General features: G+C 62.3%; 23 protein-coding genes. 16 read left to right on the top strand and 7 right to left on the bottom strand.

All coding sequences use genetic code 11. The features are described 5' to 3' along the window. The first annotated feature begins 36 nt into the window (after positions 1-36). On the top strand, positions 37-201 hold the full coding sequence (locus PCJ21_RS02870) for a hypothetical protein (RefSeq protein WP_269929878.1): 165 nt from the start codon (positions 37-39) through the stop codon (positions 199-201). Positions 202-239: 38 nt separating this feature from the next. Here the strand turns inward: PCJ21_RS02870 and PCJ21_RS02865 are convergent, their stop codons facing one another. Beyond that, positions 240-1,061 carry an SDR family NAD(P)-dependent oxidoreductase gene (locus PCJ21_RS02865; RefSeq protein ID WP_269929877.1) on the bottom strand — a complete coding sequence of 274 codons (822 nt, stop codon included), beginning with the start codon at positions 1,059-1,061 and terminating at the stop codon, positions 240-242. A gap of 189 nt (positions 1,062-1,250) precedes the next feature. On the opposite strand from PCJ21_RS02865, the gene PCJ21_RS02860 reads away from it, so the two are divergent. The 7 genes from PCJ21_RS02860 to PCJ21_RS02830 all read left to right on the top strand — a co-directional run bounded on the left by PCJ21_RS02860 (position 1,251) and on the right by PCJ21_RS02830 (position 6,619). Then, on the top strand, positions 1,251-2,282 hold the full coding sequence (locus tag PCJ21_RS02860) for a cysteine synthase A (RefSeq protein ID WP_269929876.1): 1,032 nt from the start codon (positions 1,251-1,253) through the stop codon (positions 2,280-2,282). Beyond that, complete coding sequence (locus PCJ21_RS02855; RefSeq protein WP_269929875.1) at positions 2,282-3,025, top strand: alanyl-tRNA editing protein; 744 nt, start codon at positions 2,282-2,284, stop codon at positions 3,023-3,025. The genes PCJ21_RS02860 and PCJ21_RS02855 overlap by 1 nt, the downstream gene beginning before the upstream one ends. 15 nt (positions 3,026-3,040) lie before the next feature. Further along, positions 3,041-3,892 (top strand): 3-mercaptopyruvate sulfurtransferase, encoded by an 852-nt coding sequence (gene sseA, locus PCJ21_RS02850; RefSeq protein ID WP_269929874.1) that lies wholly within the window; start codon positions 3,041-3,043, stop codon positions 3,890-3,892. 2 nt (positions 3,893-3,894) lie between these two features. Beyond that, complete coding sequence (locus tag PCJ21_RS02845) at positions 3,895-4,458, top strand: GNAT family N-acetyltransferase (RefSeq protein ID WP_269929873.1); 564 nt, start codon at positions 3,895-3,897, stop codon at positions 4,456-4,458. 109 nt (positions 4,459-4,567) lie between these two features. Further along, a complete protein-coding gene (locus PCJ21_RS02840) occupies positions 4,568-5,125 on the top strand; it encodes an OmpA family protein (RefSeq protein WP_269929872.1) in 558 nt (185 codons plus the stop codon). A gap of 23 nt (positions 5,126-5,148) precedes the next feature. After that, entirely contained in the window at positions 5,149-6,051 is a 903-nt protein-coding gene (gene dapB, locus PCJ21_RS02835) for a 4-hydroxy-tetrahydrodipicolinate reductase (RefSeq protein WP_333474380.1), read from the top strand. A gap of 67 nt (positions 6,052-6,118) precedes the next feature. Then, positions 6,119-6,619 (top strand): DUF1203 domain-containing protein, encoded by a 501-nt coding sequence (locus PCJ21_RS02830; RefSeq protein WP_269929870.1) that lies wholly within the window; start codon positions 6,119-6,121, stop codon positions 6,617-6,619. A gap of 63 nt (positions 6,620-6,682) precedes the next feature. Here the strand turns inward: PCJ21_RS02830 and PCJ21_RS02825 are convergent, their stop codons facing one another. Next, positions 6,683-8,047 (bottom strand): outer membrane protein, encoded by a 1,365-nt coding sequence (locus tag PCJ21_RS02825; RefSeq protein WP_333474379.1) that lies wholly within the window; start codon positions 8,045-8,047, stop codon positions 6,683-6,685. Between the two features lie 182 nt (positions 8,048-8,229). After that, positions 8,230-9,345 carry an alanine dehydrogenase gene (gene ald / locus PCJ21_RS02820; protein WP_269929869.1) on the bottom strand — a complete coding sequence of 372 codons (1,116 nt, stop codon included), beginning with the start codon at positions 9,343-9,345 and terminating at the stop codon, positions 8,230-8,232. 155 nt (positions 9,346-9,500) lie between these two features. Here ald and PCJ21_RS02815 point away from each other — a divergent pair, with 155 nt between their 5' ends. Next, on the top strand, positions 9,501-9,974 hold the full coding sequence (locus PCJ21_RS02815) for an Lrp/AsnC family transcriptional regulator (protein ID WP_269929868.1): 474 nt from the start codon (positions 9,501-9,503) through the stop codon (positions 9,972-9,974). A gap of 9 nt (positions 9,975-9,983) precedes the next feature. Here the strand turns inward: PCJ21_RS02815 and PCJ21_RS02810 are convergent, their stop codons facing one another. Continuing rightward, complete coding sequence (locus tag PCJ21_RS02810; protein WP_269929867.1) at positions 9,984-10,646, bottom strand: 5-formyltetrahydrofolate cyclo-ligase; 663 nt, start codon at positions 10,644-10,646, stop codon at positions 9,984-9,986. A gap of 237 nt (positions 10,647-10,883) precedes the next feature. On the opposite strand from PCJ21_RS02810, the gene PCJ21_RS02805 reads away from it, so the two are divergent. After that, on the top strand, positions 10,884-12,860 hold the full coding sequence (locus PCJ21_RS02805; protein WP_269929866.1) for a bifunctional 2',3'-cyclic-nucleotide 2'-phosphodiesterase/3'-nucleotidase: 1,977 nt from the start codon (positions 10,884-10,886) through the stop codon (positions 12,858-12,860). Between the two features lie 253 nt (positions 12,861-13,113). Here PCJ21_RS02805 and PCJ21_RS02800 read toward each other — a convergent pair whose 3' ends face one another. Beyond that, positions 13,114-14,367, bottom strand: a complete 1,254-nt coding sequence (locus PCJ21_RS02800) for an SAM-dependent methyltransferase (protein WP_269929865.1) — start codon at positions 14,365-14,367, stop codon at positions 13,114-13,116. 349 nt (positions 14,368-14,716) lie between these two features. Between PCJ21_RS02800 and PCJ21_RS02795 the strand changes: the two genes are divergently transcribed. Together PCJ21_RS02795 and PCJ21_RS02790 are read left to right on the top strand one after the other, a co-directional pair. Further along, positions 14,717-14,845: a hypothetical protein gene (locus PCJ21_RS02795; RefSeq protein ID WP_269929864.1), complete on the top strand. Its 129-nt coding sequence runs from the start codon at positions 14,717-14,719 to the stop codon at positions 14,843-14,845. A gap of 100 nt (positions 14,846-14,945) precedes the next feature. Further along, the gene (locus tag PCJ21_RS02790) at positions 14,946-15,236 is read left to right on the top strand and encodes a Dabb family protein (protein ID WP_269929863.1); all 291 of its coding nucleotides are present in this window, start codon (positions 14,946-14,948) and stop codon (positions 15,234-15,236) included. Between the two features lie 41 nt (positions 15,237-15,277). On the opposite strand, the gene PCJ21_RS02785 is transcribed toward PCJ21_RS02790, so the two are convergent. Beyond that, positions 15,278-15,718, bottom strand: coding sequence for a MucR family transcriptional regulator (locus PCJ21_RS02785; protein ID WP_269929862.1), 441 nt, complete (start codon positions 15,716-15,718; stop codon positions 15,278-15,280). Between the two features lie 155 nt (positions 15,719-15,873). Continuing rightward, on the bottom strand, positions 15,874-18,789 hold the full coding sequence (locus PCJ21_RS02780; protein ID WP_269929861.1) for an Rne/Rng family ribonuclease: 2,916 nt from the start codon (positions 18,787-18,789) through the stop codon (positions 15,874-15,876). A gap of 659 nt (positions 18,790-19,448) precedes the next feature. Here PCJ21_RS02780 and PCJ21_RS02775 point away from each other — a divergent pair. The 4 genes from PCJ21_RS02775 (at position 19,449) to prfB (ending at position 25,369) form a co-directional block, all read left to right on the top strand. Further along, positions 19,449-20,720, top strand: coding sequence for an N-acetylmuramoyl-L-alanine amidase (locus PCJ21_RS02775; protein WP_269929860.1), 1,272 nt, complete (start codon positions 19,449-19,451; stop codon positions 20,718-20,720). A 211-nt stretch (positions 20,721-20,931) separates the two neighbouring features. Next, positions 20,932-23,385 (top strand): penicillin-binding protein 1A, encoded by a 2,454-nt coding sequence (locus PCJ21_RS02770; RefSeq protein WP_269929859.1) that lies wholly within the window; start codon positions 20,932-20,934, stop codon positions 23,383-23,385. 251 nt (positions 23,386-23,636) lie between these two features. After that, positions 23,637-24,092, top strand: coding sequence for a VOC family protein (locus PCJ21_RS02765; protein WP_269929858.1), 456 nt, complete (start codon positions 23,637-23,639; stop codon positions 24,090-24,092). Positions 24,093-24,237: 145 nt separating this feature from the next. Then, positions 24,238-25,369 (top strand): peptide chain release factor 2 gene (gene prfB, locus PCJ21_RS02760; RefSeq protein ID WP_269929857.1). Its coding sequence is split into 2 segments (ribosomal slippage): positions 24,238-24,303 and positions 24,305-25,369, totalling 1,131 coding nucleotides; the frame shifts between segments, so codons are not numbered across the junction. Positions 25,370-25,429: the final 60 nt, after the last annotated feature.

Below are 25,429 nucleotides of genomic sequence, written 5' to 3'. Positions count from 1 at the left end.
GCGGTGCTTCGGCCGCCCTTAGTTTTGAGGGACCCCATGGCCGGGATCGCTGCGCCCGCAAGTGCCTATGTGCTGTCGCAGCTCTATCGCTCGTTCATGGCGGTGCTGACGCCTGCGCTCACGCTCGGTGTCACCAAGGCGCAGCTGTTGTTGCCTCGGGCGCGTTCTTCATCGCCTTCGCGCTCGCCCGGTTTGCAATAGGTGTGTCGCTCGACCGCCATGGGCCGCGGCAAATCAGGTCATTCGAAGGTAGATCGCCGGGCGTAGACCAGCGGCTCGGCCTTCCACCGGGTCGAAAGCCGCAAGGCCTTCTCGCGCAACGGACGCGGCAAAAGGAACAGCAGTTTCATCACCCATGTCAGCCGCCTAGGAAAGGTAACCTCGAAGCCTCCCTTGCGGATGGCGAGGCAAATCCGTTCGGCAGCTTTTTCCACCGGCATCATCGCCGGCATGGAAAAGGAGCTTTTTTCCGTCAGCGGCGTGTCGATGAAGCCGGGGTTCATCACCTGGCTTCTGATGTTCATCTTGTCGAAGTCGAATTTGAGCGCTTCGGCAATGATGTTGACGGCTGCCTTGGTGGCGCCGTAGGCGGCGGTCGTCGGCCAGCCGAAATAGGCGCTGATCGAGCCCATGAACACGATATGGCCGCGTCCTCGGTTGCGCATGCGCGTTGTGACCGGAACCAGCCCGTTCATGACGCCGAAGACGTTGACGTCGAAGCTCTGTCGAAACGCCTCCATGCGCAGATTGTCGCCGGTCACCGGCAGGTAGGCACCGGCATTGAAGATGGCGAGCACGATCGGCCCGGCTTCGGCTTCGATCGCCGCCACCGCTGCGGCCATGCCGGCTTGGTCGGTGACATCGGACGGGAAGGCGAGTACCTTGCCGACCATGCCCTCTGTCTCCGCGATCAACGTGTCCAGGGGATCGTTGGGGCGAACCGTCACCGCAACGGTATAGCCCTGCTTGGCGAGCAGCCGCGCCACCGAGCGCCCTATGCCGGTGCTGCCGCCCGTAATCCACGCGACTCCGTCCTTCGGGTCGGCCCGGTATGTGCTCACTCCAAAACCCCTGGGCAGTCATTGTCGCAATAGCTCTAGCGAGGCAGGCTTCATCTGGAAAGGCTGTTTTAGAAACAGCCTTTCCAGATGAAGCAAATGGTGGGCCGAAGGCTGGTCCAGAGAATTTCATCCCTTGAATCAGGAGGCTCACATTTCTAGGGTTCTTCGGCGAATTAGGAAGGAATCTTCATGCGCTCGGTGATCGATGCCATCGGCAATACGCCTCTCATCCGCTTGCGGCGGGCTTCGGAGGAAACAGGTTGCGAAATCCTCGGCAAGGCCGAATTCATGAATCCCGGCCAGTCGGTCAAGGACCGCGCCGGCCTTTTCATCATTCGCGACGCTGAAAAGCGCGGCCTGCTGCGCCCGGGCGGCGTTATCGTGGAGGGCACTGCCGGCAACACCGGCATTGGCCTGACCGTCGTCGCCAAGGCGCTTGGCTATCGCACCGTGATCGTCATTCCCGATACTCAGAGCCAGGAAAAGAAGGATGCGCTTCGCCTGCTCGGCGCCGAGCTGATCGAGGTTCCCGCTGTGCCCTACAAGAACCCGAACAACTATGTGAAGGTCTCGGGCCGGCTCGCCGAACAGTTGGCCAGGACCGAGCCGAACGGCGCGATCTGGGCCAACCAGTTCGACAACGTCGCCAATCGCGATGGTCATATCCACACCACAGCCGAGGAGATCTGGCGTCAGACCGACGGCAAGGTCGACGGCTTCGTTTCCGCCGTTGGCACCGGCGGCACGCTGGCCGGCGTCGCCGTCGGCCTCAAGGGCAAGAGCAAGGACGTCAAGATCGCGCTCGCCGATCCGCTTGGTGCCGCGCTCTACAGCTACTACACGACCGGGGAACTCAAGGCCGAAGGCAGCTCGATCACCGAGGGCATCGGCCAGGGCCGCATCACCGCCAATCTCGAGGGTCTGTCGCCTGATTTCTCCTATCAGGTTCCGGATGAGGAGGCGCTGCCCCTGGTGTTCGACCTGATCCAGGAAGAAGGCATCTGCGTCGGCGGCTCGTCGGGCATCAATATCGCTGGCGCAATTCGGCTGGCGCGCGACCTCGGCCCGGGCCACACCATCGTCACCATCCTGGCGGACTACGGCACGCGCTATCAGTCGAAGCTGTTCAATCCGGAGTTCCTCCGCGAAAAGAATCTGCCAGTTCCGGGCTGGATGGAACTCGCGCCCGAGATTTCGGTTCCGTTTGAGCAGGTGCCGTGATGGCCTTTGTCACCGAGGCGGTGTTTCGCGACGATTCCTATCTGCGCGAAACCGAGGCGAAGGTGGTGGCGGTCAATGACCGCGGCGGCATCATCCTCGACCGGACGATCTTTTATGCGACTTCAGGCGGTCAGCCCGGCGATACGGGATCTCTGGTTCGAAGCGACGGCGGCCGCATCGCCGTTGCCGCCACCGTCACGGGCGAGACCAAGGACGAGATCATTCACGTGCCGGCGCTCGAGCAGCCTGTGCCGTCGGTCGGCGAGACGATTCAGCTCGCAATCGATTGGCCGCGTCGGCATCTGCTGATGCGCATGCATGCCGCCTGCCATCTGCTGACCGTCGTCTGCCCCTATCCGATCACCGGCGCTTCGGTCAGCGAAGACGATTCGCGCGTCGATTTCGACATCCCCGACGCCGGTTTCACCAAGGAAGAGGTAACCGCCCGCCTGATGGAACTGGTGCGCGCCGACTACCCCATCTACACGCGCTGGATCTCCGACGACGAGCTCGGCGCCAATCCCACGCTGGTGAAGTCGAAAAACGTCCGGCCGCCTTCCGGCACCGGCAAGATCAGGCTCGTCTGCATCGGCGACAATGCCTCGGTGGACAGCCAGCCCTGCGGCGGCACCCACGTTGCGAGCACAGCCGAGATCGGTGACATCCATATCGGCAAGATCGAAAAGAAGGGGCGGGAAAACCGTCGCTTTCGTATTCGTTTCGGCGCAATGCCGGCCAACTGAACGGGAGAGCCAATCATGGGCGACAAAAGCGCCTTCGTCATCGACGCCGACTGGCTGGAGCAGCGGCTGGGCACGCCGGGGCTGTCGATTGTCGACGCCTCCTGGCACATGCCGGCGCAAAAGCGCGATGCCCGCGCCGAATATGACGCGGCGCACATACCGGGCGCCGTGTTCTTCGATCAGGACCTCGTCGTCGATCCGGAGTCGACGCTGCCGCATGCCTTGCCGTCGCCGCAGCTATTCGCTCGCTTTGCCGGCTCGATGGGCATTTCCGCCGACGATACGATCGTCATCTACGACGGTCCGGGGTTCATGGCCGCACCGCGCGTCTGGTGGATGTTCCGCATCATGGGCGTTTTCCAGGTCTACATCCTCGATGGTGGCTTCGAGCGCTGGAAGGCCGCCGGCCGGCCGGTGACGGCCGAGCCGACCAAGACGGCGCCGAACGTCTTCCATGTCGACTACGACGCCTCAAAGGTTGCCTCGCTGGCCGAGATGCGAAGAATCGTCGATTCGGGCAGCGCCCAGATCGCTGATGCGCGTTCTGCCGGTCGTTTCGAAGGCACTGATCCCGAGCCGCGGCCGGGTTTGCGGTCGGGCCACATGCCGGGCGCGCGCAGCGTTCCGTCGACTTCGTTGTCGGAGAACGGCGAACTCCTGTCCCTTGACCGGCTGAAGGCGGTGCTGGAGGGCGCGGGCCTTGACCTCGCGAAGCCGGTGGTTACCTCCTGCGGTTCGGGCGTCACTGCCGCCGTCATCACCCTTGCGCTGCAGTCCCTCGGCCACGGTGAGAACAAGCTTTATGACGGCTCCTGGACGGAATGGGGCGCAATGTCGGACACGCCCGTGGCAACCGGGAAAGCATGAACATGGCGGCTGATCGCAGCGAGACCATTCCCGTCACCGTAACGTTTCTGGAAATGCACGTGCCGCCGGCCTACCAGCCGCCGCTGCCGGTCAACCGGCAGATCGCGCTGCTCAGGACCCGCAACATCCCGCTGCACTTTTATCGCTATCTGACGGACCGCGTCGGCCGGAAATGGCATTGGGTCAATGTTCTGCGTCTCGACGACGAGGAACTCGCCGCTGGTCTGCATCGCGAGGACCGCGACATCAGGGTGCTTTATCTCGATGGCGCACCGGCAGGTTTCTTCGACCTCAAGCCGCACCTGCCCGACGAGGTCGAATTGGCCTATTTCGGCATGATGGACCATGCCATGGGGCAGGGCATCGGACGCTGGTTCCTGGGAGCCGCGATCTCGGCTGCCTGGTCATACAAGCCGAACAAGGTGACCGTGCAGACATGCACGCTCGACCATCCGGCAGCGCTGCCGCTTTATCAGAAGATGGGTTTTTCGCCCGTCGCTCAAAAAGGTGAGAACGTCAGGACCATGACTTTTGCCGAGCGTTCGGCAAGCGTGATGCGGCCCTGACGAACAACAACCCGGCCTGAACCTGTTGTTCATCGCATCTTCAGCTTGGTTCCGGTATTTTCCGCAGCATCAAATCTGGCCGAACGGCCGTAACGTCTGGAGAATGCCAATGCTGAACATGCGTAGCCTTGCTGTCGCGTTGATTGCCTTGATTGCCGTGCCGAGTTTTGCTGCCGCCCAGGCGACGACGCCCTCGTCAGCGCAGATCGAGCGCCAGCTGCAGGCTGCACCGACGGTCAAGCTGAAGCCCAACCAGCGCGTGACGGTGCGGGAGTTCAAGCGCCGCCCGGACCTGCGCCGCATGGCACCGTCGATCGACATCCAGTCGATCAACTTTGCCTTCGGCTCGGCGGAAATCCCGAACTCTCAATACGGCAAGGTCGAAAACATTGCCGACGCTCTCGAACGTATCCTGCGTCGCGATCCCAACGCGCGGGTGCTGATCGAAGGTCATACCGATGCCGTCGGTTCGTTTGCCGCAAACCAGGCGCTGTCTGAGCGCCGTGCGGCCTCGCTCAAGCAGACGCTTGTGCGTGAGTTCGGCATCCCGCGCTATGCCCTGGAGACTGTCGGCTACGGCGAGGAGTTCCTGCTCGTCCCCACCCAGAACGAGAACTGGCGCAACCGCCGCGTTACATTGCGCCGTTACGACGCCTTCATTCGCTGACGCCTGTCAGCTTGGCCACAACTATGGAGCCCGGCTCGCAAGAGTCGGGCTTTATTCGCATCCGGCTGCGTGGTATACAGTATACTAAACGCGGAGGATCGATAGTTATGACGAGGGTGGTAATGGCCGGAGCTACCGGCTGGGTCGGAAAGGCGCTTGTTCCAGCGATTTTGGCGCAGGGCGATATGCAACTCGTGGGCGCCGTTGCGCGCAGGGCAGCGGGCCACGACGTTGGGGTTGCAACCGGTTCACAGCCTATCGGCCTGGCGATTAGCGGCTCTGTGGCCGACGCCCTGAACACGCCCTCCGATGTGTTGGTCGACTACACCAAGCCTGTGGCAGTCAGGGACCACGTGATGCTGGCGATCGCGCGCGGTCGTCATGTCGTCATCGGAACTTCGGGATTGCGCGCTGCCGACTACCGCGAGATCAATGCAGCCGCGCGGGCCAATGGCGTCGGCGTCGTTGCCGCCGGCAACTATTCCATTACGGCCACTCTGATGAAGAAGTTCGCGCTGATGGCCGCGCAGTATGTGCCCGACGTCGAGATCATCGACTATGCCAGTGCGAGAAAGCCCGACGCACCGTCAGGAACCGCGCTCGAGTTGGCGGAAACGCTGTCCGAGGTGCGCGGCGCGCCGACTGCCTTGCCAACCTCCGAAGTCTACGGCCATCCCGAAGCACGCGGAGCGATGCTGGGCGAGGGCACGGCGGTGCAGGTGCATTCGCTGCGCCTGCCGTCCTATCAGCTGTCCTGCGAGGCGGTGTTCGGCTTGCCCGAGGAACGCCTGGTTATCCGTCATGATGCCGGAACCTCCGCTGTGCCCTACGTGGCGGGCACCTTGCTTGCCATCCGCCGGGTGCGGGAGTTCACCGGCCTGGTGAGGGTCCTTGACGCGCTGATGGACGAGACGCTGTCTGTGTAGCAAATCGGGTGGGCGCGCCGAACGCAGCGTCATAGCTTGCGGCAATCGACCAACGAGGATTGCCGCTATGACCATTCGTTTCCAGGCGCTGCCGACTGACCAGGTGAGGGCATTGCAATATGGCGCACCCGACGCCTACGGAATGACGCCTGAGCGGAAGATATCGGATGGTGACGGCGTGCCATGCCGCCATTGCCTGACCAATGTGGGCGAGGGCGAGCCCTATCTGATCCTCGCCTACCGGCCGTTTCCCGAATTGCAGCCCTACGCCGAAACCGGCCCGATCTTCCTGCATGCCGAGGAATGTCCGCGCGCCGTGGAAGCTGCGGAGTTGCCTGAGCTTTTCGGCAAGACCCGTGACTACATCCTGCGCGGCTACAGCGCCGACGACCGCATTGTCTATGGCACGGGTGCCGTGACGCCTACGCCGGAAATCGTCGCAAGGGCCGGCGCGTTGTTGCAGCGCCCTGACGTCGCCTATGTGCACATGCGCTCAGCCAGGAACAACTGCTACCAGTGCCGGATCGTCAGCGATGGGCAACCGGAAGTCGCAGGCACAGGCATGTGAAAGCCAAAGAAAAGGCCCGCCGCATCGCTGCGGCGGGCCTGATCTTGGACACTGAGGCAGTTCTTAGTTGAACTTGTACTTGGTGCCGATGCGAACGGTATGGAAAGCGGGGATCGTTTCCGAACCGATGTCCTCGTAGACGTGCCCGTCAAACTGCGAGAAGCGGTATTCGAGGTTGACCGACAGGTTGTTCGTCACAGCTGTTTCCAGGCCGCCACCGATCGAGTAGCCGTCGACATTCCAATCCCTGGTCTCGCTATAGCCAGGCACGGACATCTCTTCCTCGACATGCTGCCAGCTATAGCCGCCGAGCACGTAAGCGAGGGTGGTTGGGTTGAGCTTTGCACCGACGCGGGCGATCACGTCGAAACCGTAGTCGGCCTTGCCTTCGTACTTGGGGCCGCCAAATGCGGAGTAATCCATCAACTGCGTGGTCATGCCGGAGTATCGGCCGCCGAGCTGGATGCCGGCCACCCATATGTCGTTGAACTCGTGATCATAGCCGACGCTCAATTCGCCGAATACGCCTTCGCCGCCGATACCGTTGATACTGGCGATTCCGCTAGTGTCACGAATCTCGTCGACGATAGCACCAGCGCCGATCGCGCCGCCGACGTAAAAGCCTGTCCAGCTGTAGGCCGGTGCCGCAAAGGAAGCGCCACCACCATTCTGGGCGCCGAAACGATAGTTTGCGCCGACATGGAACGTATGCGTGGTCGGCTCGAACATCAATGCGCCGACACCGACATCCTCAATCGCGACATTGTTGCCGTAGTTGGCGTAGCGGTATTCCGATTTCACGGTCCAGTTGCTGCTGACGGCCGTTTCCATGCCGACGCCGAGCACGTAGCCGCTGCGATCCTTCTCGGTATCAAACGGGACAGGAACGGGGACCTCGAGTGCAATATGCTGCCAGCTATAGCCGCCGAGCACATAGCCGAGCGTGGAGGGCGTCAGCAGGTAGCCTGCGCGCGCAGCCACGTCGAAGCCGTACTTGTTCTTGAGCGACAGCTCTCCGGGCCCGAAAGCGTTTTCGACCGCAAAGGCGATATTGCCAGCATGTGCGTCAATAAAGCCGCCGAGCAAAACGCGCTCCGAAACCAAATAATCGTAACCAGCCGTCACTTCGGCAAAAACGCCCTGTCCACCCAGGTCCATCACGCCAACGCTGACGCCACCGGAAGCCATCTCGGTGCCGCGTTCAACAGCACCGACGCCGCCGCCGAAGCCGACATAGACGCCGCTCCAGTTGAAGCCTGCCGGCGCCTGTTCTGCTTGAGCATCTGCGGCATGGGAGGCCGAGGCGAGGGCCGCAGCCGAAGTGGCTCCGAGCAAAAGCGCGGCAAAAGTCTTTCCAAAAGTCATGATTACTATCCTGCTACCAATCCCACCTGAATGGCATGGCGTCGGGATGTTTGATGTAGCCAATTTGCATCACTTGCAGCAATTTGCTTAGCACTTGCGCATATGCAAGCAAATGCTTGAGAACATAAGCAATGTGCCGCGCAGGCGGGCGGCTTCAACGGAGCGAAAAGGCCCGCCGCATCGCTGCGGCGGGCTGTGTTGGACCGAATCGCGCCCGCTCAGTCGGCCATCGAATTGAGCCCTGCTCAGGCTGCGAGCGCGGCCTTGGCCTCGGTCATCTCATAGCCGAGCGCTTCGGCGACAGCACGGTTTGTGATGCGGCCGTGGTGGACGTTGAGGCCGTTGCGCAAATGCGGCTCGTCTGCCAGTGCCTTGAGGCCGCGATCCGCCAAGGCCAGGCCATAGTGCAGGGTGGCGTTGTTGAGCGCGTGCGCCGAGGTAACCGGCACCGCGCCCGGCATGTTGGCGACGCAATAGTGGATAATGCCGTCGACCTCGTAGGTCGGGTCGGCATGGGTCGTCGCATGCGATGTCTCGAAGCAGCCGCCCTGGTCGATGGCGACGTCGACAAGGACCGCGCCTTTCTTCATGCCCGACAGCATTTCGCGGCTGACCAGCTTGGGCGCAGCTGCACCGGGGATGAGCACCGCGCCGATGACGAGGTCGGCCGAAAAGCACTCTTCCTCGAGCGCCTCGACCGTCGAATAGCGGGTATGGACGCGGCCGGCGAACAGGTCGTCGAGTTGGCGCAGGCGCGGGATCGAACGGTCGATGATGGACACGTCGGCACCGAGGCCCGCCGCCATGCGGGCCGCATGCAGGCCCACCACGCCGCCGCCGATGACGGCAACCTTGCCCGGCAACACGCCCGGCACGCCGCCGAGCAGCACGCCGCGGCCGCCATGGGCCTTCTGCAACGCGGTTGCACCCGCCTGGATCGACAGACGACCCGCGACCTCCGACATCGGCGCAAGCAGCGGCAGGCCGCCGCGGTCGTCGGTCACTGTCTCATAGGCAACGGCGGTAACGCCAGAGGCGAGCAGGCCCCTGGTCTGGTCAGGGTCCGGTGCAAGGTGCAGATAGGTATAAAGGATCTGGCCTTCGCGCAGCTGCGCCCATTCGTTGGGCTGCGGTTCCTTGACCTTCACGATCATGTCCGAACGCGTGAAGACTTCCTCGGCGGTCCGCGCAATCTGCGCACCGGCGGCGCGATAGGCGTTGTCGTCGGCGCCGATGCCGGCGCCCGCGCCGGTCTCGACCAGCACTTCGTGGCCATGGGCGACGTATTCGCGTACCGAGCCGGGCGTCAGGCCGACGCGGTATTCATGATTCTTGATTTCTTTCGGGCAACCTACGCGCATCTTTTCTACTCCTCCGCAGCCGTTGTGGCTTGTCTCCCTAATGATGAAGTCAATCACGAATCGTTCCGAATATGTTTGCGAAGACGGTTGCGCGCCAGGGTTGAGCTCGATTATTGTTGCGCAGTACGGCATAATAATCGAAGGAAATTCGAAGAATGCCATTGGATAGGATCGATATCGCCATCCTCGACACGCTTCAGAAGGATGGCCGCATACCCAACGCCGCGCTGGCGGAGAAGGTCGGCCTCTCACAGTCGGCCTGTTCGCGCCGCCTCGACAATCTCGAGAAATCCGGCGTCGTCAGCGGCTATCACGCGCGTCTGTCGAATGCAGCACTTGGCCATCAGATGACTGTCATCGTCCACATTTCGTTGTCGGGTCAGTTCGAAAAGTCGCTGACCGAATTCGAAATCGCGGTCAAACGCTGCCCGAATGTGCTGTCATGCCATTTGATGTCGGGCGAATACGACTACATCCTGCGCATCGCGGCCAAGGATCTGCCCGACTATGAGCGCATCCACAAGGAATGGCTTTCGGCCATGCCGCATGTGACGAAGATCAACTCGTCCTTTGCGCTGCGCGAAGTCGTCGACCGCACGACGATGGGGATCCGTCCCGAACTCGCCTGATCCGTCCGGTCAGCGGATGACACCGGCTTCGGTTACGATCCTGTCCATGGCGATGTCGTGCGCTTGCGGATAGATCGTCGGCAACTGCGAAATCTCGTAGCCGATGCCGATCACCAGCGCCTTGCGCGGCAAGGCTGCGAGCGTGCGGTCGAAGAAGCCGCCGCCATAGCCGAGCCGATAGCCTGCGGCGTCGAATCCGACCAGGGGCGCGATGACCACATCGGGGATCACCTCGGGTCCGGCTGCGGGTATCGGAATGTTCCAGACGCCGCGTTCGAGCTTGTCGCCTGGTGCGTAGGCGCGGAAAATCAACGGCTTGCCCAGTTCGATGGCGATCGGCAGCGCCGTATTGCCGCCGCGCGCATGGACAGTCGCCAGCCACGGCCGGAGGTCGGGCTCGCCGCGAAATGGCCAGTAGAGGCTGACCAGCTTGCCCGACATGTCGCCGATGACCTGATCGAGACCCTGCGCGATCAACCCGGCCATGGCGTTGCGAGCATCGGCTGAGATGGCCAGCCGTTGTTCGATCAGCCTCTCGCGTTCCGCCTTGCGCCATCGCCTGACATCGGCCCACTCCGGCGTCGCAACAGTGCGGAACGCAGGGTCGAGCTCATGCATGAAGCAGGGGGGCGAGGCGTATTGTGCCGGTTCGTCGTCGTCGAAATTGCCCATGGCGCACCTATTGAGGCTTCGAGCACTGATACGCCTAGTCCTGCATGCTCCCGAGGTACGGTCAACCAGCGACATCATGCTGGCCGAACAGGTCGCAACCATACTGGACCAACGCATTACCCACAGATTGTCGCGACACCGTCATGCGACTCGGCTGGACTCACGCGAATTTTGGCGCAAGATTTGATCTTTCGGACGCCGGCTAAATACTGTCAGTTCATTTCCTGGAGAATGAAAATGTCCAACATGCTTCATCCTATATCGCGACGTTCCTTCCTGGCCGGCTCGGCTGCGGCAAGCGCGCTCGTCATGCTGCATCCGTTTTCGGCCCGCGCGCAGGCCAATCAGGCGCATCTGCGCATCATGGAGACGACCGACCTGCATGTTCACGTCTTCCCCTACGATTACTATGGCGACAAGCCGAACGACACGATGGGCCTGGCGCGCACCGCCTCGATCGTCGACGGCATCCGTGCCGAGGCGACAAATTCGATCCTTATCGACAATGGCGACTTCCTGCAGGGCAACCCGATGGGCGACTATATGGCCTATCAGCGCGGCATGAAGGACGGCGACGTCCATCCGATCATCAAGGCGATGAATACGCTCGGCTACGATTGCTCGACGCTCGGCAATCATGAGTTCAACTACGGCCTCGACTACATGTTCAAGGTGCTGAACGGCGCCAACTTCCCGTTCATCTGCGCCAACCTCACCAAGGGCCAGCTCGCCGCCGATGCCACCAAGGACGAGTTGTTCCTCAAACCCTATGTCATTCTCGACAAGAAGGTGAAGGATGGTTCGGGCGCGGAACATCCGGTCCGCATCGGCCTGATCGGCTTCGTACCGCCGCAGGTCATGACCTGGGATTCCCGTCACCTCAACGGCAAGGCGATGACTCGCGACATCGTCAAGACCGCTCAGGCCTGGGTGCCGCAGATGAAGGAAGAGGGTGCCGAGATCATCGTGGCGATGTCGCACTCCGGCATGGGCACGCTGCAGCCGGGCGAAAACCTCGAAAACGCCTCGATCCTGCTGGCCGGCGTCGACGGCATCGACGCGGTCGTTACTGGTCACAGCCACCTCGATTTCCCCGGTGCGAAATTCGATGGCATCGAAGGCCTCGACAATGCCAAGGGCACGATCAACGGCAAGCCCGGTGTCATGGGCGGCTTCTGGGGCTCGCATCTCGGCCTCATCGATCTGCTCCTGGAGCGCGACGGCAATGCCTGGAAGGTGGTGAGCTCGACCAGCGAGGCGCGGCCGATCTCCAAGCGCGTCGACAAGAAGGTCGTGCCGAACGTCGAGAGCAAGGCGGAGGTCGAGGCTGCCGCCAAGCAGGAGCACGAGGCGACGCTCGCCTATGTCCGCACGCCGGTCGGCAAGACGTCGGCTCCGCTCTATTCCTATTTCGCGCTGGTGGCCGACGATCCTTCGGTGCAAATCGTCAGTCAGGCGCAGATCTGGTACATCAAGGACATGCTGAAGGAGACCGAGCACAAGGATCTGCCCGTGCTTTCGGCAGCGGCGCCGTTCAAGGCGGGTGGACGCGGCGGTTCGGAGTACTACACTGACGTCCCGGCCGGCGACATCGCCATCAAGAACGTCGCCGATCTCTATCTCTATCCCAACACCGTGCAGGCGGTCGCCATTACCGGTGCCCAGGTCAAGGAATGGCTGGAGATGTCGGCCGGCATCTTCAACAAGGTCGAGCCGGGCAAGGCCGACCAGGTGCTGATCAATGCAGAGTTCCCATCCTACAACTATGATGTCATCGACGGCGTCACCTACAAGATCGACCTGTCGCAGCCGCCGAAATACGACGCCAAGGGCGCGGTGCTGAATGCCGGATCCAACCGCATCGTCGACCTGATGTTCGACGGCAAGCCGATCGATCCGGCCGCCAGCTTCGTCGTCGCCACCAACAACTACCGCGCCGGCGGCGGCGGGAATTTCCCCGAGATCAATGCCTCCAAGCTGGTCTTCGAAGCGCCGGACACCAACCGCGACGTGATTGTGCGCTACATCGTCGACCAGGGTACGATCAATCCCTCTGCCGACGCCAACTGGTCGTTTGCCCCGGTGGAAGGTGCGTCTGTCATCTTCGAGACCGGACCCAAGGCCAAGGACCATATTTCAGAGGTCAAGGCGGTGAAGATCGAACCGGCCGGCGACGGCGCCGAAGGTTTTGCCAAGTATCGCATCACGCTTTAGCGGACAGGCGCAGGCGGCCGGACATTTCGGCCGCCTGCGCCTGTCTCGGCCACATCGCGCGATTGGCGACCACCGGGGCGATGATGTCGATCTGGTCCGTCGATATCTCGACACCATGGCCTGCCGGCGCTCCGAGATTCGACCCGGAGCTATACTTTGATGGCCATCCGGTACTTTCGCGACGGAAAGATGTCGATTGATGGACCAGCCAACGCGAGGCTATTGCGGAGCCTGCGGTCAGAGACAATGGGCCTCAAGCTTTGTAGACGACTTGCCTGACGTCGATATATTCCGCGCGAAATCCTGCCTCGCAGTAGTGGAGGTAGAACTCCCAGAGTTTCTTGAAACGATCGTCGAACCCGAGCGGCACGATACGTTCCCACGAGGCCCAAAAGCGCAAGCGCCACTCCGCGAGGGTGCGTGCGTAGTCCTGCGGGAACACACGTTCGGCCAGATAGTCGAGCCCGTGTTCAGCGCCGAGCGACTTCAGTCGTGAAGGCGTCGGCAGCATGCCGCCTGGAAAGACGTATCGCTGGATGAAGTCGGGGCGCTTGCGATAGAGCGGGTAGGCGGCTTCATTGATGGTGATGATCTGCAGCCCAGCCGTTCCGCCGGGGCGCAAGCTGTCCTTCATCTTGGAAAAGAAGGTCGGCCAATGCTTCTCGCCGACCGCCTCGAACATCTCGATGGACGCGATGCGATCGTACTTGCCGGTTTCGTCCCGGTAGTCCTGAAGCTTGAATTCAACCTTGTCGGCAAGCCCGCCGTCCCGGATGCGCTTCTGCGCGAATTCATATTGCTCGCGGCTGATGGTCAGGCCCGTCACCTTGCAGCCGATCTCGCGCGCCGCAAACTCCGCGAAGCCGCCCCAGCCGCAGCCGATCTCGAGCACGTGATCGTTCGGGCCTATTCCGGTGTCGCGCGCCAGGGCGCGATACTTCTCCGCTTGCGCGCCAGCCAGGTCGTTCGCGCCCGTTGCATAAAGCCCCGACGAATAGGTCATGCTCGGATCGAGCCATTGGCTGTAGAAGGTGTTGCCGAGGTCGTAATGCGCCGAAATGTTGCGTTTGGAGCCCGTGCGCGTGTTGTCGTTGAGCCAGTGGCGAACGCGTTGGAGCGTCGTCAGCAGCCAGTTGGCGCCGCCGGCGACCTTTTCGCCGGTTTCCGTGTTGACCACGAACAATTCGAGGAAGCTGGTGACGTCGGGGCTCTCCCAGTCGCCGTCCATGTAGGATTCGGCGAGCCCGATTGTGCCGCCGCTCAGCGCGCGGCCTGGCAGGTTCCAGTTGTGCAGAACGATTTCGGCGTCAGGGCCGGGCGCCTTGCCGCCGACCAGCACCTTGCGGCCATCGGGCATTCTGACGGTGAGCGAACCGCGCGGCAGATGCAGCGCCGCCGAAAGGGCCATGCGCACCCGCGCAGGCAGGCCGCGGGCAAAGTCGGCGAGATTGCCTTCGTGCAGCCTCGTCACGTCCCGTTGTTCAACCGTACCATCCAACTGGGCCATCTTGCCGTCCCAAGCTCTGTCGCCCGGCGCAGCATTGCCAGGCCATTGATCAAAGCGAGTTCACCGGCTTGATGGTGAACGAGCGCATGCAAGCCGCAGGCAATGCTAGACTTGCAGGACTTCCACCCGTCGCGGTGAAATGCTGTCACAATCTTCGCCGGCAAATTCAGGAACTTCAAGTGACATGTGGCAAGTGGCGATATGCCAGGCGGATATCAGCGTTTCGCCCAATACAAAGTGCCGTCACCTTTCATGAAGTTTAGGAGACGCTAATGATTTTGGCCGATTCTCGGCGCAAGCAGATCTGATTCAACGGCTTGTCGAGTCGGTCAGAGAAACGAGGCAAGCGATGAGATACGTCATCGTCATCATGAGCATCACCTTCTTCCTGATTTGGGACGGAATGTACAATGGCGGCAAGGTGCTCAGTTCGAGCGTGCGCGAGGCGCATCGGGTCGTCCGCATGGTCACGGGCTGATCTTGCGCCAAATGAGTCGCGGCGCTTTCCTTTTGTCGGATTGACGCGGGGGCAAAGCCGACCGAAAAGGCTGCCGTTAGCCATCCAAAGGAGTCGCGGCTTGATCCGGCACATCGTCTTTTTCAGTGCGCGCCGCCACGAGGACGTCGAACTGATCCGCGACGAGCTATCAGCTCTCGGCGGCATTCCGCATTCGACCCATTTCGAAGTGACGATCAACACCAAGGTGGACCCTCTCTCCGACGAGATCGACATCGTTGTCTATGGGGAGTTTGCCGATCAGGCGGCGCTTGCCGCCTACAAGGCCCATCCGCTTTACAATCAGACGACATTGCGTGTCCGTCCGATGCGGGAGCTGCGCTTTTCGGCCGACGTGGTGGCGGCCAGGTAGGTATCGCGCTCCGGCGAACCGGAGCGCTGCTAATGATCGGTTCAGGCTTTCCTCGCGCGGCCGCGCGTCTTGACCGGCTCGGCGGCAGCCTTGCGGCCGAGCCCCAGGGTCTTTGCCAGTTCCGAACGAGCAGCAGCATAGTTGGGCGCCACCATCGGATAGTCCGCCGGCAGGCCCCACTTGGCGCGATATTCCTCGGGCGTCAGGTCGAAGTGAACCGCAAGGTGACGCTTCAGCGACTTGAACTTCTTCCCGTCCTCCAGGCAGATGATGTAGTCGGGATGGACCGAGCGCTTGGGGTTGACCGCCGGCTGCTGCACTTCGACCGGCTCGGCGACCTGTTGGCCAAGCGACGTGATCGAATTGTTGATGCTCGCGATCAGTTCAGGAAGGCCGTTTGCGGGAACCTTGTTGTTCTCCACATATGCGCTGACGATGTGCGCGGTCAGTCCCAATACGTCTATCTTGCTGTCGGTCGTCATCGGCCATTTCTCCGGGCAGTATACAGAAAATATGAGTCTAGTCGTTCACCGCGCCGTATATCGATGCAAACGAGGCCTTACGGCAAGCAAAATAATATCAAGAACCAGTGACCCCGGTCCGCATACTGCCGACCGGGGTCTTTTATATTAGCTTATTAGAAGAAACCTTTGCGCTGCCACCAGCCGCCCTTTTTGGGCTTGGCTTCGGCGGCTTCTTCGGAATCCGCCTCGACAACGGAGGTCACCACCGGCTCGGCCGGCGCAGCCGGCGCGGCGGGAACTGGCGGCGCAACAGGCGCAGGCTCGCCGGCGGGGACATTTTCGACGGCGACTGTCTCGACCGCCGCCGCATCCTCGACCGCTGCGGCAGCCGCCTTGCGGCGCGGGGCGCGCGGCTTGGCGGCCTTCTTTTCCGGCTTGGCCTTTGGTTCGGCTGCAGGAGCGGCGGCCTCTTCGACAGCTTCGCTGGCAGCCTCTTCCGCCGGCTGCTCGGCCGCCTTCTTGGCCTTGGTCGACCGGCGAGGCTTCTTGGCCTTGGTTTCCGCAGCCGGCTCGGCTTCGGCAGGCGCTTCCACGACTGCTTCGGCCACGACCGCTTCGACAATCACCTCTTCGGCTATTGCCTCGCCAGCGGCGCTGTCGTCCGCGGCGGTTGCGACCTCATCGCCCTCGGCCTGATCGCCATCTTCCTTGCGGTTGCGCTTGCCGCCACGCTTGCCGCGCCGGCGCTTCTTGGCAGCGGCGTCTTCGGATGCAGCGACTTCGGGGACAGTTGCTTCGGCGACTGCGTCGACGTCGCTGTCTTCAACTGTGCCTTCGGTTGCCTGGCTGCCTGAGTCGGCGTCGGAAGCATTGGCGCTGACGGTTTCAGCTGCGCCCGATGCCGCCTGATCGCGGTCACGGCCGCCACGGCGGCGGCGGCGCTTGCGGCGCTTGCGGTCGTGCTGATCGCCTTCAGGGGAAGCCTGTTGCGGCTGCTGCTGCTGCGGCCGTGCCGGCTGTTCGACGACCTCGGCTTCTTCGATCTCCTCTTCGACGATCTCGTCGTCGATGTCTTCGGGCTCTTCATAGGCCGGTGCCGGCGCGGGAAGGGCGAAGTTCGCCGGCTTTTCGGCAATCGCACCACGGAAGATCGCGTAGTTCTGCGAGCCGACGCTTTCGTCCGCTTCGAGCGTGATCGTCACGCCGAAACGGGTTTCGAGCTCGACCAGCGTCGTACGCTTGTGGTTGAGCACGTACAGCGCGGTCGCCATCGGCGTCTTGACGGTGATGTGGCTGCGCGAGTCCTTGAGCAGGAACTCTTCGATGGCGCGGACCACCTGCAGGCCGATGGACGAATCCGACCGGACATGGCCGGTGCCGCCGCAATGCTGGCAGGGCTTCATCGTCGATTCGAGCACGCTGGCGCGAATGCGCTGACGCGACATCTCCATGAGGCCGAAATGCGAGATACGGCCGACCTGGATGCGGGCGCGGTCGTTCTTCAGGCAATCCTTGAGCTTCTTTTCGACCGCACGGTTGTTGCGGTTCTCCTCCATGTCGATGAAGTCGATGACGATCAGGCCGGCAAGGTCGCGCAGCCTGAGCTGGCGCGCCACTTCCTCGGCTGCCTCGAGATTGGTGTGGAGCGCCGTCTCCTCGATCGAATGCTCCTTGGTGGAGCGGCCGGAGTTGACGTCGATCGAAACCAGCGCTTCGGTCTGGTTGATGATGATGTAGCCGCCCGACTTCAGCGTCACTTGCGGCTGCAGCATGCGGTCGAGCTGCGCCTCGATGCCGTTGCGGGCAAAGATCGGCGAGCTGTCGCGATAGGGCTGCACGGACTTTGCATGGCTCGGCATGAGCATGCGCATGAAGTCCTTGGCTTCGCGGTAGCCGTCTTCGCCAGCGACAAGGATTTCGTCGATCTCCTTGTTGTAGAGATCGCGCACCGAACGCTTGATCAGGCTGCCTTCCTCGTAGACGAGGGCGGGTGCGGTCGACTGCAAGGTCAACGAGCGAACGTTCTCCCACAGGCGCATCAGGTATTCGTAGTCGCGCTTGATTTCGGCTTTGGTGCGGCTCTCGCCTGCGGTGCGCAGGATGACGCCCATGCCCTTCGGCACCTCGAGATCGGCAACCACTTCCTTCAGGCGCTTGCGGTCCTGGGCGTTGGTGATCTTGCGCGAGATGCCGCCGCCACGGGCGGTGTTTGGCATCAGCACCGAATAGCGGCCGGCGAGCGACAGGTAGGTCGTCAGGGCAGCGCCCTTGTTGCCGCGCTCTTCCTTGACCACCTGCACCAGCAGAATCTGGCGGCGCTTGATGACTTCCTGGATCTTGTAGTGACGGCGGACCGGCTTGCGGCGGTCGCGCGCTTCCTCGAGCGCGTCTTCGGCGCCGACGGACTCGATCTCGTGGTCGTCGTTCTGGTTGGAATGAACTTCTTCGATCACCCCACCATTCTCATTTTCGGTGACGGTTGGCTCGGGGGCCTTCTCCGAAACGACGTCGGCCTCGATCGAAGCTGCCATCGTGGTCGGCTCGGCGTTCGCGTCGCTGGCGTCGTCGGCGCTGTTGTGGTCGCCGGCCTGTTCGTCGCTGCTCGCTTCGGTTGTGTCGTCGGACGAGGCTGATTCGGTCTCGTCGCCGGAACCGGACGCGTTTTCATCGTCGCTGGCGCCTTCGGACTTGCCTTCTTCGCCATTTCGTCCACGGCTTTTTCCGCCGCGACGGCGACGCCGGCCGCGATTGCGATCCTGTCGCTCCTCGCCGCCGTCCTCGTCCTCGTCCTCGTCTTCGGCCTCTTCGGCCTCGGCGCGCAGCAGCGCCTGCCGGTCGGCAACCGGGATCTGGTAGTAGTCGGGATGAATTTCGCTGAATGCAAGGAAGCCGTGACGGTTCCCGCCATACTCGACGAAGGCAGCCTGAAGGGAAGGTTCAACCCGCGTTACGCGGGCGAGATAGATGTTACCTTTGAGCTGCTTTTTGTCCTGGGATTCAAAATCAAATTCTTCAATGCGGTTACCGCGAACTACGACAACCCGTGTTTCCTCCGGGTGGGAGGCGTCTATTAGCATCTTGTTGGGCATTATTTGGTGTCCTCTCGGACCCCGTCAGCCGCGGCCTGCGGAGACTTGTCCGCCGCCGTGTGTCTGCTGATGTTGGGGGGCCGGATGATATTGCGTCCGCCGGTCGCTGCCCAAGCGACATGGCGGAGCCGCCCGCTGCCATTTTGGCGCGGTTCGTTGCGGACCTGTCCATGAATTCGCCTGAAGCCAATGCGTGACCTCGCAGAACGTTGTTAAAGACCTAAGCCCGGAGAACCGGACCAGCTACTTTGCTCTTACAGAGCCGGCGCGGATTGGAATGTCCGGCCGTTTTCTAGACGCAGTCGCGGCCCCGCCACGAGCCGGCGCCTGCGAAATTCGACGCGATCACTGAGATCTTCTCTCTTTGCGAGTCGGGCCATCGCTCGTCGCGTGGTTCCCTAGCGGAAAGGCGCTGGGGGCGCGGGCCCTGGATTGCAGTGATCCAACGTCGCTTTTATGATTTGGCGGGGGTGATGGCAACCCCGATTTCCGACGCCGGCAAAAGCCGGTCTGCAACCTGCGGGGGATGTCAGGGCAAAGACTTGGTTAACCTTCTCTGGTTACCAGTCGTTAATCGATAAGGGCCCGAATACGCGGGTCGCAATTTGACCGCAGACGCGTGGTGTCACGCGCCACTTTTTTGGAGCGACAAGACAGAGATGGTGCTCGCGGCGTTCACTGACAAGTGCTTCCCGACAGGGGGCAGTCAGCGCAAAGGCCTGGCATTCCGGGCAGTTGTCGTCTTGTTGGCAGCCATTGCCGTGTTCGCCGGTATCGGGCGCGGTTCGGCCGCGACTGCGGGCACGGTCAAGGCGCTCGATTACAAGATGGCCGGCGATGCCACGCATATGCGAATCGTCCTGAATTTCGATCGCGAGCCGGAGCCGAAGTGGTTCCTGCTGCGCGCGCCGCATCGGCTCGTCATCGACCTGCCGGATACTGCGCTGATGTTTGACGCCAGGGACCTCAAGCCGCGCGGCCTGATCGCGAACGTCAGGTACGGCGCTTCGGGCGAGGGCGGGTCGCGGCTGATGGTTACCTCCAAGGGGCCGTTCAACGTAGACAAGGTCGACATTCTCGAGAATAGCGACGGCAAGGGCTACCGCGCCGTCGTCGACATTTCGGCAGCGTCGGAACGCGAATTCGATGCGGCCCTTGCCGAGCAGGCGGCAACAACCGCCTCGACGGTGTCGACCCCGAAGAGCGACCGGATCGGCAAAACCGCGCAGCGCGGCGACCACCCCTTCACGATCGTCATCGATCCGGGGCATGGCGGCGTCGATGGAGGCGCTGAAGGTTTGAACGGCACGGTGGAGAAGTCGGTCACGCTCGCTTTCGCCAAGGAACTCAAGTCAAAGCTCGACGATGGCGGCGCCTACAAGGTGGTGCTGACCCGCGAAGGCGACGACTTCCTCCGGCTCGACGACCGGGTCCGCATCGCCCGGCAGAATGCCGCCGATTTGTTCATTTCCATCCATGCCGACACCATCAGGCTGAAAGGGATTCGCGGCGCCACGGTCTATACCGTGTCCGACAAGGCATCCGATGCCGACGCGCAGGCACTCGCTGACCGTGAAAACCTTTCCGACCAACTGGCCGGCGTCGATGTCGCCGAAGAAAATCATGAGGTTTCTGACATCCTGGTCGATCTGATCCGGCGTGAAACGCACGGCTTCTCGACCCGCTTTGCCCGTTCGCTGGTCAGCGAACTGTCGCCGACGGTCGGCATGATCAACAATCCGCATCGTTCGGCTGGCTTCCGGGTACTCAAGGCGCCGGATGTGCCTTCGGTGCTCGTCGAACTGGGCTATCTGTCCAACGCCAAGGACGAGGAGCAACTGCGCAGTGCCGAGTGGCGCGAGAAGGCTGCCTCCAGCATCGCCAAGGCGATCGGTGCGTTTGTCGCCCAGCGCGGTGGCACAGGCGGCTGATGGAACCTGAGGGACGTCGGCGTTGCCGTCACGCCACGCTCCAGGCAATTGTGGTTGTTCTGGCCAAAATCTTTGGCGCATCTGGCCTGTTGCCGTATTTTGCCCACAACCGCACGACATGGGTGGCCGATTGCGGATCGGGACGGTTCCTGCGGCTTGCGAAGGTGGCGGGTTTGTTTAGGGAATCCCCGAACCTACGACTGGAGCGGGCATGATTCGTCTTATCGGCTATTTCTTCGGCATCGGCACGACCCTTGCGCTGATTGTGGCGGCGGGCGTGGCGATCTATGTCGGCCAGCTGACCAAGGAGCTTCCCGACTACGAGGTGCTCGCCAAATACGAGCCCCCGGTCACCACCCGCATTCATGCTTCCGATGGCGCGCTGATGGGCGAGTTCGCCCGCGAGCGCCGGCTTTATCTGCCGATCCAGGCCGTTCCCGACCGGGTCAAGGCGGCCTTCCTTTCGGCCGAAGACAAGAATTTCTACAACCATCCCGGCATCGATGTGACCGGTCTCGGTCGCGCCGTTCTGACCAATTTCCAGAACGCCGGCTCGGGCCGCCGCCAGGTTGGCGCCTCGACGATCACCCAGCAGGTGGCGAAGAACTTCCTGTTGACCGCCGACCAGACCTACGAGCGCAAGATCAAGGAAATGATCCTGGCCTTCCGCATCGAGCAGGCCTATTCGAAGGATCGTATCCTCGAGCTCTATCTCAATGAGATTTTCTTCGGTCTCGGCGCCTACGGCATCGCCGGCGCGGCCCTGACCTATTATGACAAGTCGGTCAACGAACTGACCGTTGCGGAAGCCGCCTATCTCGCTTCGCTGCCCAAGGGTCCGTCCAACTACCATCCGTTCCGCTATGCCGATCGCGCGATCGAGCGCCGCAACTGGGTCATCGACCAGATGGTGGTGAACGGCTACGTGTCGCGCGAGGAAGGCGACAAGGCCAAGGCTTCGCCGCTCGGCGTCACCCCGCGCCGCACCGGCAACTATGTCTTCGCCGGCGAATACTTCACCGAAGAAGTTCGTCGCGAACTGATCGCGCGCTATGGCCAGAACGCGCTCTACGAGGGCGGCCTGTCGGTGCGTACCACGCTCGATCCCAAGATGCAGGCGATGGCGCGCAAGTCGATGCAGTCGGGCCTGCTGAAATACGACCGCCTGCGCGGCTATCGTGGCCCGGTCAAGAGCATCGACGTTTCCGGCGACTGGGGCGTCCAGTTGGGCGAGGTCAAGGGGCTGGACGACGTGCCCGAGTGGCAGCTCGCGGTTGTTCTCGACAGCTCCAAGACCGGTCTGCGCATCGGCCTGCAGCCCAGGCGTGAGGTTTCCGGCGCGCTGTCCAAGGATCGCGACGAAGCCTCCGTTTCCAAGGATGACATGAGTTTCGCCATGCGCCATGTCGTCGACGGCAAGCGCGTCAAGGCCAACTCGCCTTCCGAAGTACTGAAGCCCGGCGACGTTGTCTTCGTCGAAAAGAATGCAGAGGGCGGCGGTTATGCGCTCCGCCAGGTGCCCGAGGTTTCCGGTGGCATGATCGCCATGGATCCGCACACCGGCCGCGTGCTCGCCATGGTCGGCGGCTTCTCCTTCTCGCAGTCGGAGTTCAACCGCGCGACCCAGGCGATGCGCCAGCCCGGCTCGGCGTTCAAGCCGTTCGTCTACGCGGCTGCTCTCGACAATGGCTACACTCCGGCTTCTGTCATCATGGACGGCCCGATCACCATCCAGTCGGGCAACACCACATGGTCGCCCAAGAACTATGACGGCAAGGCAGCCGGTCCCTCGACGCTGCGCGCCGGCATCGAGCGCTCGCGCAACCTGATGACAGTGCGCCTCGCCAACGACATGGGCATGAAGACGGTTGCCGAATATGCCGAGCGCTTTGGCGTCTACGACAAGCTGGCGCCCTATCTGCCGATGGCGCTGGGCGCGGGCGAAACCACCGTCATGCGCATGGTCTCGGCCTATTCCGTGATGGCCAATGGCGGCCGGCAGATCAAGCCGTCGCTGATCGATCGTATCCAGGACCGCTACGGCAAGACCGTGTTCAAGCATGACGAGCGCGGCTGTGAAGGTTGCGTCGCCACCGAATGGGCCAATCAGCCCGAACCGGAACTGGTCGACAATTCCGAGCAGGTGCTCGATCCCATGACTGCCTATCAGATCACTTCGATGCTGGAAGGGGTTGTCTTGCGCGGCACCGCCACGACGTTGCAGGAGCTTGGCCGCCCGGTTGCCGGCAAGACCGGCACGACCAACGACGAAAAGGACGCCTGGTTCGTCGGCTACACGCCGAACCTCGTCGTCGGCCTCTATCTCGGCTACGACAAGCCGCAAGGCCTGGGCAAGGGCACGACCGGTGGCGGTCTCGCGGCTCCGGTGTTCAAGGACTTCATGACGATTGCCATGCAGGGCGTACCGAAGGCCGATTTCGTCGTGCCGGAGGGCATGAAGCTGATCTCCATCGACCGCAAGACCGGCATGCAGGCCGGGGAAGGTGCGCCCGGCACGATCCTCGAGGCCTTCAAGCCCGGCACCGGCCCGGCTGACAGCTACTGGGTCATCGGCATGGGCGAGGACGGCAGCAACGGTTATGGCGAAGCGCTGTCGCCGCAGGCCAGCAAGGCCATCAGCGAAGGCGGCGGCGGCCTCTACTAGGCCAAGCCGAAATCCCCGTAAACTGTCGGATGCGCGCGGCCTGGCCGCGCGCATTTTCGTTGCAACCGGGTTCCGCCGTAGCGCAGCCTTTGCCGGAGCTTGCCTTGTATATAGCCAATAAGTTATATAGAGTATCTGTTATGGAAATTGCTTCATAGTTGTCCGGCGTGTCGGGATTGCCGTTCGCCGTACGTCCTTGCAGCAGTGCCGGCACGTTCGCGTCGGCGAAACCGGCAAAAGGGGAGAGACAGATGCAGAAGATCAGCCCGTTCCTGTGGTTCGACAGCCAGGCCGAGGAGGCCGTCAATTTCTACGCATCGGTGTTCAAGAACTCCAAGGTCAGGCGCATGACGCCGGGGCCGGGCGGCAAGGTCATGGTCGCCGAGTTCGAGCTTGAGGGGCTGCACTTCATCGCTCTCAATGGTGGACCGCATTTCAAATTCACCGAGGCGATCTCGATGTCAGTCGACTGCAAGGACCAGGCCGAGGTCGACTACTACTGGGAGAGGTTGACCAGCGGCGGCGGCCAGCCCGGGCAGTGCGGCTGGCTGAAGGACAAGTTCGGGCTGTCCTGGCAGATCGTGCCGGAAGCTCTGCCTCGCCTGCTGAACGACCCCGATGCCGCCAAGGCCAGCAGGGTCATGCAGGCGATGATGCAGATGACGAAGATAGAGGTCGACAGGCTCGAACAGGCCTGCGCCGGCTAACCGTGCGGCGACACGGCGGAATGTGATGGGCGGGTGCTGCGGCGCCTGCCCATTTTGCTTTACAGGGGCCGGCCCCATCCCTATGTTCCGCCCGGATTCAACAAGCCGCCTTCGGGCGCGAAACAAGCAAAAAGAAGCAATCTCCATGCGCGCGGAAACGCAGAACATCGTCGACGAAATCAGGCAGGCCATAAGCCTGCTGAGGAGGCATCTTTGACTGGGATCAAGCGGTAAAACGACTTGATTACCTGAACATGCGGGCTGAGGATCCAACCCTTTGGAACGACCCGCAGGAAGCCCAGAAATTGATGCGCGAGCGCCAGTCGCTCGATGACAGCATCAAGGCCATCAAGGGCCTGAGCCAGGCGCTCGACGACAACATCGGCCTGATCGAGATGGGCGAGGAAGAAGGCGACGCTGACATCATCAGCGAAGCGGAAACCGCCATTCGCTCGCTTTCGGGCGAGATCCGCGCGCGCCAGATCGAGTCGCTGCTGTCGGGCGAAGCCGACCAGAATGACACCTATCTCGAAGTGCACGCCGGCGCCGGTGGCACCGAGAGCCAGGACTGGGCGAACATGCTGCTGCGCATGTACACGCGCTGGGCCGAACGCCGCCGCTTCAAGGTCGAGGTGCTGGAGGTCCATGACGGCGAAGAAGCTGGCATCAAGTCGGCGACGCTGCTGATCAAGGGCCACAACGCCTATGGCTGGCTGAAGACGGAATCGGGCGTGCATCGCCTCGTACGAATCTCGCCTTACGACAGCAATGCGCGCCGCCACACCTCGTTCTCGAGCATCTGGGTCTACCCCGTGGTCGACGATTCGATCGAGATCGACGTCTCGGAATCGGATGTCCGCATCGATACCTATCGCTCGTCGGGAGCCGGTGGACAGCACGTCAATACCACCGACTCGGCGGTTCGCATCACCCACATCGCAACCGGCATTGCCGTTGCCTGCCAGGCTGAACGCTCGCAGCACAAGAACAAGGCCAAGGCCTGGGAAATGCTGCGCTCGCGCCTCTACGAGGAAGAGCTGAAGAAGCGCGAAGCCGTCGCCAACGCAACGGAATCGGCCAAGACCGACATCGGTTGGGGCCACCAGATCCGGTCCTACGTTCTCCAGCCCTATCAGCTGGTCAAGGATCTGCGCACCGGCGTCGAAAGCACGAGCCCGTCCGACGTTCTCGACGGCGATCTCGATGACTTCATGGAAGCATCGCTGTCGCAGCGCATCGATGGCGGGGCAGGGCAGGCCGTCGCCGATCTCGACTGATCCAGCCGCCAAGCATGCCCCCGGTCTTCAGCCGATTTCGGCTGGCGACCGGGCGGGCGC

It is taken from the genome of Aminobacter sp. HY435, assembly GCF_027568395.1.
In the GTDB taxonomy this organism is placed as follows: Bacteria; Pseudomonadota; Alphaproteobacteria; order Rhizobiales; family Rhizobiaceae; genus Aminobacter.
This window is presented reverse-complemented; position numbering and strand designations above follow the sequence as displayed.